Here is a 12,540-nt window from a genome sequence, read left to right on the forward strand (position 1 = left end):
AAAAAGGGCCTGTATTGGACAGGCCCTTTTTTATTATTTCTGTTTTAAGGTTGCGACTTCTTCTACACTTTCTTGCGGCAAATCTTCCGCAGTAAGTTCTTCATGCTTCTTAATTTTTTTCTTATTTTTCTTTTTCTTCTTTGGCTCCTCTTCAATTTCTGCGCCATCTTCAATGGCTTGCCAATATTCGAGTTGCTCCATTACAGCAGCATAAATAGAGTGTTTACTGTACTTACCTTTTTTGTCGAGTGTACCGACAGGGCGGGCCATTAAAATCTCAAGCGCCTGATCAATCGTATCAATTGCATGGATATGGAATTGACCACTTTGTACCGCATCAATTACATCTTGGCGTAACATCAAATGCTGCATGTTTTGACGTGGAATAATGACACCTTGTTTGCCAGTTAAACCTTGTAGTTTACAAGCATCATAGAAGCCTTCAATTTTTGCATTTACACCACCAATTGGTTGAACTTGGCCTAACTGGTTCATAGAGCCGGTAATTGCCCATGATTGATCAATTGGTATTTGGCTAATTGCTGAAATTAATGCAGAAAGCTCGGCAACTGTTGCACTGTCGCCGTCTACTTGTCCATAACTTTGTTCAAAGGCTAGAGCAGCAGAGAAATGTAAAATCTGTTCACGACCAAAGTGAGCTTTCAAGAAGCTAGACATGAGTAACACGCCTTTGGCATGCAGTGAACCACCAAGTTCTACACTACGTTCAATATCAAGAATATCGCCGCCGCCTTGATAAACTGATGCAGTCAAACGTGAAGGTAAACCAAACTCAACATCTGCATAGTGAATGACAGAGAGGGCATTGATTTGACCTAAACGATGACCAGAAGTTTCGATTAACTGAGTTCCACGTGACAGATCTTGCCAGTAAAGTTCTCTTAAATAGCCTAAGCGATACTGTCTGTGTTGTAGTGCCAAGTTAATGTGCTGGTCAGTTACAAGCTTTTCATTGGCTTTAAAAGCATGGTGATGTGCTTCGCGAATGAGGTCGCCCAAAGTTGAAGCATGTAACGACAGTGAGCTTTGGTCTTCTGCCTGACGACTTGAGTCGGTAAGTAAAGCTGCTAAAGCACTGCGATCAAACGGAAGTAATTTATCCGCTTGTACATAATCAGCAATTAGCTGCATGTAGGCTTGTTCATTTTCATCATTACGTTGCAGAGTATCGGTAAAATCTGCACGAATTTTAAAGACACTGCCAAGCTCTGGTTCTACTTCTAAAATCTCATAATAAATTTCAGGTTCTGCCATAAGAACCACTTTAATATCAAGCGGAACAGCAGCAGGTTCAATCGAGATAGAGCCTGTTAACGTCAGCATATGTTCAAGAGAAGAAAGCTTGAGCTGACCTGATTTCAAGGCACGCTTTAAACCTTGCCATGCATAAGGCTGTTCGAGTAATTGCTCGGCCTCAAGCATTAAAAAGCCACCATTCGCTTGATGTAGAGCACCTGGACGAATGAGAGTGAAATCTGTGGTAATTGTGCCGTTGTGAGTAAGTTGTTCAACATGACCAAGCAAGTTGTAGTGCGTTGGGAAATCTTCAAAAATAACCGGTGCACCACTGTTTGGTTTGTTTGAGACAATTACATTGGCCTGATAACGTGCAGGCACACGATTGAACATTGCCGGAGCAAAGTCATCTTCTTCTTGCTCTAAAATGAGTTCAACATTATCAATTACATCTTGAGCATATTGTTTTAAATAATCTTCAAGGCCTTTGACTTGACCATATTTATTTAAAATCAAATCCATGCGTGGCTTAACCACTTGGGTCGCGATGTCTCGATTTAACACAGAGACTTTGTCACGTGCGTCATCTTCTAAATCACCTAAATGCAAACCAAGACGCTCGAGCTTTTTATCCATGTAGCGAACATTCGCTGCAATTTCAGCACGTTGCTTAGTATTTAAAGCATCAATTTCTGTTTGAGTCAGTTCTTGCACCTGATCATCTTTTACTTGTACAGGTACAAAGCCATGCTTTTCATTGCGGGAGATGAGTTTTAAGTCGAGCTCTTCGCCTTCTTTGGTTAACTCGACAAGCGCTTGTTGCTGCTCATCTCCAGTTTCCTCACGGATACGCTCAATACGGTTATGATAGGTCTCGGCACTAAAACGGCGTTCAAGCTGTTTTAAAATAATTTGCCAAGTTTGATGAAGGGCATGTTGAAACTTGGTTCCTTGTCCAGCAGGGAAGCGTAGAGCAAGTGGTTGGCGTGCCTGCTTAAAATTATAGACATATACCCAGTCATCTGGAGTAGGCATTGTTTTCGCATGTTGTTGGAGTAAACGCTTAATCATGGTGCGTTTACCCAAGCCTGCTGTTCCTACTGCAAAAATGTTATAGCCAGAGTAGGGTAAAGAAATCCCTGCTTCTACCGATGCTTTGGCACGGTCTTGCCCTAAAAAGTTATTAAGCGGTTTTATACGTTTTGTAGAAGCTGGAATTTTTTCAAAATCTGGAATATGTGTAAGTTGTTCGGGTTTTAAGGCTGTTTTATCCAAAGTCATTTTTATATCAGGTTGCTCAAAAGCTGAAGGAAATGCATTTATTGTGACGTTTGTGGTGTTTGTTTTAGCGAGTGATAAAGTTGAGATAGTCACTTGATCAAGTTTTTGTGTCACTGTTGATATCCAGCAAAAGAAAACGAAGGTTGAAGCTTAAAGGTATACAGGTTTAGCATAAAATATCAAGCAAACTTGCCGTTTTTATCGCCAAAACAAAATTGATTGCATAAAGAATCTTGAAAGCAATTGTAAGAAGGGTTTGAATAGGCACATTTATAATTTATGGAAAATAAAAAACGAATGACCACACAAGCTTCGGGTTGGGTCTCGGCTTTTAAAGCATTTTTAGATCGCCGTGCATTAATTATGCTGTTTCTAGGTTTTTCTGCCGGAATTCCGATTTTATTAATTTTCTCTAGTCTCTCTTTATGGCTTGGAGAGGCGGGCATTGATAAAAGTGCAGTCACTTTTTTTAGTTGGGCTGCCCTAGGTTACTCTTTTAAGTTCGTTTGGGCTCCTCTTATTGATGAGTTACCTGTGCCTGTCTTAACTAAAACATTAGGTCGAAGACGAGCTTGGTTGTTAATTGCACAGTGTTTGATCGTTCTTGCTATTTGTATTATGGCTTTCTCTGATCCTTCTCTAGGTCAAAGTTATCTTATCCAAATGGCGGTAGGTGCTGTGTTACTCGGCTTCTCGGCAGCAACCCAAGATATTGTGATTGATGCTTACCGTATTGAATTAGCAGAAACAGAAATGCAAACGGTTTTGGCCTCTACCTATAATGCGGGTTACCGAATTGGCATGATTGTGGCTGGAGCGGGGGCATTATTTCTAGCTGCCCACTTGGGAACTGCTAAAGGTAATTACATTTACGAAGCTTGGAAAACGACTTATTTAACCATGGCAGGCGTTATGTTAGTGGGTATTATCACGACCCTACTTGTGCGTGAGCCTGTTGTAAATCGAGTTTATAAAAATTATAAGAGTAGTGATTACTACCGTTTGGTTCTCGTATTTTTTATTGCCGTTATTTCATTCGTCGTCACGTATATTTATTCGGGACAGGTCACCGAGGCCATTTCACAAGCTGGCAATATTAAAGACAGTGCTGCGTTATTTGGTTTAGAAGCTTTAAGATTTTTAACTGCAACTGCTGCTGCGATTTTTGTAGGTTATCTACTCGTTAAAATTGGTGTAGTTAACCAGCAAATGGCTAAAGAGACATGGATTGCACCAATTCTAGATTTCTTTAAACGCTATGGTGTCAAACTTGCATTAGTGTTGTTGCTACTTATTGGTTTCTTCCGTATTTCAGACATTATTGCTGGTGTTATTTCTAATGTGTTCTACCAAGATCTTAACTTCAGTAAAGAGCAAATTGCAGAAGCAGTTAAAATCTATGGAGTACTATTTAGTTTAGTCGGCGGTTTCTTAGGTGGTCTTTTAGCACAGCGCATCAACATTATGAAACTGATGTTTGTCGGTGCTGTTTTGGCTAGCTCTACCAATTTAATTTTTATTGGACTAGTAAAATCTGGTCAGCCATTAGATATGGTAGATGTAAAAGTTGGTGAACATAGCTATCAAGTCAAGCCAGACGAAGTCGGGTTGTGGAAATTAGAAGTACCAAGTTCTGCTTTTAGCGGAACAAAACAAATTGAAGTAAAAGCTGCTTATGCTTCAAATGATGTAGCGCCTGTTACACGTACTCAGCCATTACTGACAACTGATTCAGCTAAATCACCTCTACAAATTTTACCTGTTATGGGCAATGATCAGGTCTCACTTAAAGATGGTGAGGGAAGTGTTGTGGTTCGAGGGCAATACTTTGGACAAGCATTAACTCCTACGCAAAAAATTATCATTAGCCTTGATGGGCAAAATTTTGATGCAAAAATGACTGATCAAAAAGGTGTTTTCAGTGCTGCTATTGATGCGAAAAAACTAGTGGCATCGACAAGTAAAGAGCTTAACGTAGCTATAATGGATGGCGAACAAAAAATACTTTCTGCATCTCATCCATATGCTGTTAGCTCAAATCAAAAAGCGGCAAGTGAACTTGATGTGAATATTGAACCGGTAGCTTATATTGATCCGCTTTCTGGTCAACCAGTGGAAGTCAGCGGTAAGGTCATTAAACCATATAGTTCTTTATGGCTTTATTTTGCCATTATTGTCGATAATTTAGCTTCTGGTTTGGCTGGTGCGGCATTTATTGCATTCCTTTCAAGTTTAACGAGTGTCTCATTTACAGCTGTTCAATATGCAATCTTTAGTTCACTTATGACACTTACTCCAAAACTTTTGGGTGGATATTCAGGTACCATAGTCAGTAATATTGGTTACCCAAAGTTCTTTTTGATGACAACTCTTATTGGTATTCCAATCTTGATCTTAGTGGTTTGGGTTGGAAAACTGCTAAAAGATCATCAAACACATGAATCAGAAAAGGCAGGTGAATAAACATGCGAATGCTTCATACAATGTTGCGAGTAGGCAATTTAGAACAATCTTTAAAGTTCTATACCGAAGTATTAGGGATGAAGTTACTTCGTAAGCGTGATTATGAAGAAGGGCGCTTTACACTAGCATTTGTTGGTTACGGCGATGAAGAAACCAATACCGTGCTTGAGCTTACCCATAACTGGGATACATCAAGTTATGATTTAGGCAATGCCTACGGTCACATTGCCATTGGTGTTGATGATGCCTACAAAGCGTGTGAAGAAATTAAAGCACGTGGTGGCAAAGTTGTGCGTGAAGCGGGGCCAATGAAAGGTGGTGTTACTGTTATCGCATTTGTTGAAGATCCAGACGGCTATAAAGTCGAATTGATTCAACAAGATGCTAATGCGACAAATAACTAAAAATTGACTGTGATGCTTTAAGAATTAGTTCTTAAAAGTCTAGCTTTATTTTTTTAGCCCAGTATGATGAAGGCTTGACCAAATGGTCAATTTATCAACTGGGTTTTTTATTTATCTAAAATAATCATAGGATATGGCTATGCTGAAGTTATTGGCGCTTGATCGATTTACAATTTTATTGGTTGGAATGGTACTACTCGCAACATTCTTTCCAGTCAGTGGTCAAGCAGCGCAATATTTCAATACACTGACCACAGTCGCAATTGCAATCTTATTCTTTTTGCATGGTGCGAAACTATCACGTGAGGCTGTAATTGAAGGTATTTTGCATTGGAAAATGCATGTACTTGTCTTTGCATTTACTTTCCTTATTTTCCCTGTGATTGGTCTGTTGGCTAAGCCAATTTTATTACCTCTGTTAGGTCAACAGCTCTACTGGGGTTTTTTATTTATGTGCTTTTTACCCTCTACAGTTCAATCCTCTATTGCATTTACGTCGGTTGCAAAAGGGAACGTGGCGGGAGCGGTGTGCAGTGCATCTTTTTCAAACTTGATTGGTATGTTTATTACGCCAGTATTGGTGAGCTTCTTTATTTTAGGCCAAAGCCAACATGGATTTGACCCGACGACTTCAATTATACAAATTACATTATTACTGTTAGTGCCATTTATTTTAGGTCAATTATTACGTCCTTATATTTTCCCTTATATGGCAAAAGTTCCGAGTATTGTTAAAGCATTCGATCAAGGCTCGATTTTGATGGTGGTGTATGGCGCATTTAGTGGAGCAGTAGTGGCAGGGCTTTGGCATCAAGTAAGTTGGAAAACTTTACTCATTCTAACAATTGCGTGTTCAGTGCTCTTAACAGTCATTATGCTATTAGCACTTTACCTACCACGTGCTTTAGGTTTTAACCGAGCAGATCAAGTTACGGTTTTCTTTTGTAGCTCTAAAAAGACCTTGGCAAGTGGTGTTCCGATGGCGCAAATCTTATTTATTGGCCAACCATTAGGCATGATCGTTTTGCCTATTATGATCTTTCACCAAATCCAATTAATGGTGTGTGGCGTGATTGCAAATTACTGGGCTAAATCGAAAGATTAATTCGCAAAAGAAAATTATTTAACGTATAATGTTGCCCACTTGTTGTGCTTAGCTCTAACCCTAGAGGTTTCGGTGGGCCAAAAGAATGGTCTGTTGTGGTGTTGATCTGCTCATTTTGAGCCTGTCCTCAACTTAGTTGAGAGTGATCAATTGCGATGACAGCTTAAGCCTTTCTTCCAATTAGGAGTAATCGACGATGCGCGCCGATATTCACCCAAAATATGAAAAATTAGTTGCAACTTGTTCTTGCGGTAACGTAATCGAAACTCGTTCTGCTTTAGGTAAAGAAACTATCTACCTTGACGTATGTTCAGCTTGCCACCCATTCTACACTGGTAAGCAAAAGAATGTAGACACTGGTGGTCGTATCGACAAATTCAAACAACGTTTTGCTGGTATGTCTCGCTCTATCAAGCGTTAATACTGCAATACGAAACAAAAAACGGGCTTTATGCCCGTTTTTTGTTTTTCAGTACAAGACCATTATTGGTCTTGTACGTCTGTTAATCGATCAAGTTTTTTCTGGAAATAGCGACCTTGCAAGAAACGCGTTTCCACATTCCATGCGTTGGCAAATAAGTTCATATCATCTAGATCACTCAGTAAAATCCCTACAGGTTTTACAGTCAAATAGTTCAAAACCTTTTCTTGTAAGCGTGTTAGACCATCATCTGAGTTTAATAGCTCAGTTTTCTTCGATTGCAGTTTTAAATATTGAACGTCTAGTTGTTGCAATATTGATTCGCTATACATAGAAGAGCTGAAATCCCGAATCGAAATTTCTGCGCCGTGTTGACGCAGGCGAGCTATGTGTTGCTGAGCAATTGCAAGATGAGGCTGAATTGCTTGTTCTGAAAATTGTAAAACCAGTGGGCTTTCAAGCTTACTACCAATAATAGTGAGTAATTTCGAAATGAGTTCAGGGAAAGATTTATCTTTGAGCAAGATGTCAATATTCAGGTTAATAATCAGTTTAGCTTTCGGGTACTGAGTAATAAAGTTATGTAGTTGCTTACATGCCTCAACCAAAATCCAGCGATCTAATTGAATAGAAAGTTCACTGTCTTCTCTTAATTCAGCCAAGTCATTTATGTCATACCATTGATCATCGCTAATAAAACCGCTAGTCACCTCATAGTTATGGGTTTCTTGATCGTGTTTATCGTAGATTTGCTGATATTTTAAATGAATTTCACTTCGAGCTAGCTGCTGCTTTAATTGCTGCAATAACGAAGATTGCAAAGGAGCATCGACTTGCTCAAGGCTTAGATCAAGCGATATAGAAGATTTGACAGGCTCGGGAGCGATAATATCGATGGTTGGTGCCAACTCAATTTCTGCCTGCGCCTTAGGTAACTCTTGCTGACTTGTTTGAGCAAGTAAGCTTGAAAAGCTATCTTCATTTAAAGGTTCAGTAATTGGGGCATAGCTCAGCTTAAATTGGATCGAGTAGTTAAGCTCATTAATCTTTAATAAATGCTCTTTTTGCAAACTTTGCAGACTAGTCAGTTGGGAGTTAAGGACTGTGCTGTTTTCAGCTTGTAAAACGCCAACATATGCGCCAAGTTCAATATTAAAAATCGGCATTTGCGCGTGTTCTTTTAAGAAACTGTGCAGCTGATTGAAATATTGTGCAGGAGTTTGCCAATCTTGTTGAAATACTCGCTCTGGGCACTGATTTAATTTAAATAAAATTAAAGCATTGGCTTGAGCAGGGTAGGTCGATAGTTGCCGATTAATTTGTTGCCAAGGCGTTTGTACACCATAACTCTTTTCTGCAAAAAGTGTATTTGCAGGTGTTTTTAAATCCAGTTGGTAGTCAATGGTTAGCTGTACGGCATCTTCTTCCTGACTAGGAATAAACTCTAGTTTTAGAGCATTGTTACCTGCGATTGCTGCATGTTGACTCTGAATTTCAAAACGGGCCTGATCAAATTGGCCTAATGAAATTTTTTTAAATCTTTGTTTAAAAACATTTAAATCATCAGGTTGTAAAACATCTAAGATTGGCAGGCCAATAATCTCGTCTTCTTGCTTAAACCCAAAAAGGTTGAGGTATTCTGTGTTTGCCTTAACATGCATGCCTTCTTGAAAAAGGGCAACTGCTTTATGGCTGTTATTGACCAATGTTTGTGTATGGGAGTGAATTGTTTCTAACTCATTGGTCAGGCGTTGTTCAGTCTGCAATAAGTGGCTATATGACAAGGTCCGAATAAGAGTGATATAAAAATAATCTAATGGTTCTAATGGAACCACATCATAAATACCTTTTTGAATATAAGTCTGATATTGCTGAGGCTGATAATCTTCAGGTTGTAATAATAAAACAGGTAAATTTGGCTGCTCAGATGCTTGAATGAGGGAGAGAGTTTGTTCAATTTTTAGGTCATAAGCACGACCAAAAATAATAGCATCCCACGGCGTATTTAACTGTTTTTCAAAACTTTTTAAATCATCAAGTAATAATGCCTGAACTTGATAATCATTCCCCAATAATAAATTTAAAATCTGGTTATAACGTAGCTGGTTGTCATCAATAATGAGTAAACGTGTTTCAGTACGTTTTAACTTTTTAGATAATAAAGAGTTTCTCACTTTAGTGCTTCCCATAAATCTTGAGTGCTAGAGTTATTACCCTTTTTCATCATGAACTGATCAAGCAGACCTTGTTGCTGCTCATTCAAAAGTTCGAAATGAAATTGAATAAAACTTTGCGTAATGAGTTGTGCTTTGAGTAGATACACTTTGATTTCTTCTGTCCCCAATCGTAAATGAATTGTTTGTTGCTCTCTAAAAATTTGAGAGCCCGGTAAAATAAGCGTATTTTGTATTTCTTCTAGATTTTGTGTTTGTAGTAATAGTGCGGGATGATAATTGCGAGTATGGCGCTCAGCTTGAATATGCACTGAACAAGGGAACATGGCTTGTGACAAAATCTCTAAACCTAACTCTAGGGATTTTTCGGTCGATTGTTTAATCCAGCGAATTACACCGCCACGCCATTGTCCATGCAAAGTTTCTTTAACTAAAATGTATTCACCAGTTCTTAAGTTCTTTGGTGCTTCGCCAGACCATTTAATACGATATCCATTAACACTAATATCGAGAACGGTGGTTTGATAAATGGTTTTACTTTCACGACTTAAGCGTTGATAAGAGCTGGTTTGTTGTTCTTTTTTCTCTAAGTTGGATAAAACTTTAGCTTCGCTTTGTAAGTTATAGTTATGGTTAAGCTGTAGCGTTTCTTCAAAGTTTTTTGCTTTTGATAGATAGAAATGGGCAGTGCTTAAACCAAAACAAATTTGGAGCTCTGCATTGTACTCATAACGTTCATGACGACGTTGAGCCGTGGTTCCTAAAATCGTTTGAACATGAAACTTTAAAGCTGGGCTTAAATAAAACTTTTCATTTTTAGAAATATATTGAGCATTTTTATGCATGGTTGCAGTGACATGCTCAAGTAAAGCTTGCGTACCGATGAAGATGCTAGGGTTAAAGTTAGAGCTACGCTTTGTATTATAAACAGGCGGATGGTCCTTATTTGGGTCAACCACATATTTCGTTAAAGCAGTATCTTTCGGCAAAATATGAATCATTCTTGCCCAGTCAAAACTACATTGAAATAATGCCTGAATTTCTGACTGACGAATCTGGTTCGTATTTAAAATATCCAGCAAAATCAACTGGGCATAAGCTTGTGTAATATTCGCTAAAGGGTGCTGTATGCCCTGAATATGATTGATATTGATGAGATGATATTTGTGCTGAACTGCGGTTTCATAGAGCTGATGCGCTATTAACCATTGACCTTTAAGAGGCTCGCTATAAAGCATGTGCTGCTGATAAAGGAGACTCGTTAATTGTTGAAGTGCATGAAACGTCGATAAAGTACGCGCCGTTTGCAAATTCTTTTTTTGCTTGTAGGCAAAGATTGAAAACTTTTGATGCTGTAGCTGCTCATGACTATTTTGCGCAATATTTAAATAAATACTGGCGAAATAGCAGCGGAGCAACATTGCTAATTCAATAATGTGCTCATTACGATCTGTACTAATCACACCTTGGTTAAAGAAGTTTTTCTCTAGGCTGGCGAGTACATTGTTAATGGTCGGATGAAGCGTTTGTATGAGATCGAAACGTAAGGTTTCACTACATTTTAATTCATTGAGCTCTAAAATGGCTGTGAATAATGCTTTTGACGTATCGCCGAGTTGCATAATAGAAAGGGTAGTGACCCATTCATTAAGATCTTTAATATTGGCTTCACAAAAGCTTAACCGTTCACGAGTGAGTTCGGTTTGATTGTGAAAAATGTCCGACAGCGCATTATTCATCATCACTTATTATATAACTCAAAAAGTTGTAGCCCCAAAAAGCGGTGTTTTATTCTTTTCGCCCGCAATTTCCCTGACGAGTTTAGGAACCAAATACCCCGGTAGGTTCGCTAACACGTCACGATAGATATCATCTATCTCGGATGATTCTAAATCAAAATGTTGTGCACCTTTTACTTTATCTAAAACATGTAAGTAATAAGGCATAACGCGAGCTTCAAATAAACGATAACTTAAATCAATTAACGTCTGTGCAGAGTCATTGACACCTTTCAGCAATACTGCCTGATTTAGTACAGTAATGTGATGGTCGGATAACTGCAACAATTTTGAACAAGTAAAGTCATCGAGTTCAGAAGCATGGTTTGAGTGTACCACCAGAACTATACGCAGCCTACTGTTTTTTAATAAAGAAATTAGCTGTTCGTCGATCCGGTTAGGAATAACAATTGGGACCCGTGAGTGAATTCTCAGAATCTGGATTTGTTTGAGAGATGATAGGCGTTCTAACCAAAGTGCTAATTTACGGTTAGAAAGCGTAAGCGGGTCACCACCACTTAAAATGATCTCGTTAATGTTCGGGTTTGCTTCAATATAGTTTTTAATATTTAGCCAATCTTCATTTTTTGGCAAATTTTCTTGATAGGGGAAATGACGACGGAAGCAATAACGGCAATGTACGGCGCAAGCACCAGTCAAGGTTAATAAAAAACGCGATTTATATTTATGTAATACACCCGGTAATTGATTTGCTGCTTCTTCGCCTAATGGGTCAGTCACAAACTCAGGATGTTCTTCGAGTTCTAAATGATGAGGTAATACTTGTAGCAAAAGCGGGTCAAGCGGGTTTTTAGCGTTCATTTTTCCGACGAACGCACGAGGAACACGCAATTTAAACTTTTCAGAAGCCAGAATCGCACCCGATAATAGCTGTTCTGAGGATAACTCGAGTAGGCTTAGCAATTCCGAAGGATCAGTAATAAGGTCACTCAGTTGAGATTGCCAGTTTTGCTCTTGGTATAAATAGTTTATCATTTGACACGATTAAGATAATGCAACAACGCATTATATCGCATAGTTGACTTGTTAAGTTTGGAGTGTGCCTTTCATGGCCTATTATTCTACAAATGATTTCAAAGCAGGCCTTAAGGTTATGCTTGATGGTAACCCATGTTCAATCATGGAAAACGAATATGTAAAACCAGGTAAAGGTCAAGCGTTCAACCGTGTAAAATTACGTAACCTTAAAACCGGTAAAGTATTAGAAAAAACTTTCAAATCAGGTGACTCTTTAGAAGCAGCTGACATCGTTGAAGTTGAAATGGAATACCTATACAACGATGGTGAAATGTGGAACTTCATGGATCCTGTATCTTTTGAGCAAATCGCGGCAGACAAAATTGCTATGGGCGATGCTGCCAAATGGTTAAAAGACGATTCAAATGAAAAATGTACAATTATGTTGTTCAACGGCGTACCTTTAACAGTAAGCCCACCGAACTTCGTTGTATTGAAAATTGTTGAAACTGATCCGGGTGTACGTGGTGATACATCTGGCGGTGGCGGTAAACCAGCTAAACTTGAAACAGGTGCAGTTGTTCGTGTTCCGTTATTTGTTCAGCAAGAAGAAAGCGTTCGTGTAGATACTCGTACTGGCGATTATTTAGAGCGTGCATAATAGTTAAAAAATACACTA

9 protein-coding genes are annotated in these 12,540 nt (G+C 38.7%); 5 read left to right on the top strand and 4 right to left on the bottom strand.

Features of this window, described 5'->3' with window-relative positions; all coding sequences use genetic code 11:
* Nucleotides 1-33: 33 nt before the first annotated feature.
* Entirely contained in the window at nucleotides 34-2,652 is a 2,619-nt protein-coding gene (locus J580_RS13425) for a Lon protease family protein (protein ID WP_005067989.1), read from the bottom strand.
* Between the two features lie 165 nt (nucleotides 2,653-2,817).
* On the opposite strand from J580_RS13425, the gene J580_RS13430 reads away from it, so the two are divergent.
* The 4 genes from J580_RS13430 to rpmE all read left to right on the top strand — a co-directional run bounded on the left by J580_RS13430 (nucleotide 2,818) and on the right by rpmE (nucleotide 6,931).
* Nucleotides 2,818-5,001, top strand: coding sequence for an AmpG family muropeptide MFS transporter (locus tag J580_RS13430; RefSeq protein ID WP_081403648.1), 2,184 nt, complete (start codon nucleotides 2,818-2,820; stop codon nucleotides 4,999-5,001).
* 2 nt (nucleotides 5,002-5,003) lie between these two features.
* Entirely contained in the window at nucleotides 5,004-5,405 is a 402-nt protein-coding gene (gene gloA, locus J580_RS13435; RefSeq protein ID WP_005067992.1) for a lactoylglutathione lyase, read from the top strand.
* Between the two features lie 133 nt (nucleotides 5,406-5,538).
* A complete protein-coding gene (locus J580_RS13440) occupies nucleotides 5,539-6,510 on the top strand; it encodes a bile acid:sodium symporter family protein (protein WP_080749848.1) in 972 nt (323 codons plus the stop codon).
* 196 nt (nucleotides 6,511-6,706) lie between these two features.
* The gene (rpmE, locus tag J580_RS13445; RefSeq protein ID WP_001200845.1) at nucleotides 6,707-6,931 is read left to right on the top strand and encodes a 50S ribosomal protein L31; all 225 of its coding nucleotides are present in this window, start codon (nucleotides 6,707-6,709) and stop codon (nucleotides 6,929-6,931) included.
* 62 nt (nucleotides 6,932-6,993) lie between these two features.
* Here the strand turns inward: rpmE and J580_RS13450 are convergent, their stop codons facing one another.
* From J580_RS13450 to epmB, 3 genes are read right to left on the bottom strand one after another with little or no spacing between them, the layout of a single operon-like run.
* Complete coding sequence (locus J580_RS13450; protein ID WP_081403671.1) at nucleotides 6,994-9,105, bottom strand: EAL domain-containing protein; 2,112 nt, start codon at nucleotides 9,103-9,105, stop codon at nucleotides 6,994-6,996.
* Nucleotides 9,102-10,847 (bottom strand): hypothetical protein, encoded by a 1,746-nt coding sequence (locus J580_RS13455; RefSeq protein WP_032004504.1) that lies wholly within the window; start codon nucleotides 10,845-10,847, stop codon nucleotides 9,102-9,104. Before J580_RS13455 ends, J580_RS13450 begins: the two co-directional genes overlap by 4 nt.
* Nucleotides 10,848-10,862: 15 nt before the next feature.
* Nucleotides 10,863-11,879, bottom strand: coding sequence for an EF-P beta-lysylation protein EpmB (gene epmB / locus J580_RS13460; RefSeq protein WP_017387258.1), 1,017 nt, complete (start codon nucleotides 11,877-11,879; stop codon nucleotides 10,863-10,865).
* Nucleotides 11,880-11,952: 73 nt separating this feature from the next.
* On the opposite strand from epmB, the gene efp reads away from it, so the two are divergent.
* Nucleotides 11,953-12,522 carry an elongation factor P gene (gene efp, locus J580_RS13465; RefSeq protein ID WP_002118666.1) on the top strand — a complete coding sequence of 190 codons (570 nt, stop codon included), beginning with the start codon at nucleotides 11,953-11,955 and terminating at the stop codon, nucleotides 12,520-12,522.
* Nucleotides 12,523-12,540: the final 18 nt, after the last annotated feature.

Origin of the sequence: Acinetobacter sp. 1542444 (assembly GCF_000581835.1) — a bacterium.
GTDB lineage: Bacteria > Pseudomonadota > Gammaproteobacteria > Pseudomonadales > Moraxellaceae > Acinetobacter > Acinetobacter pittii.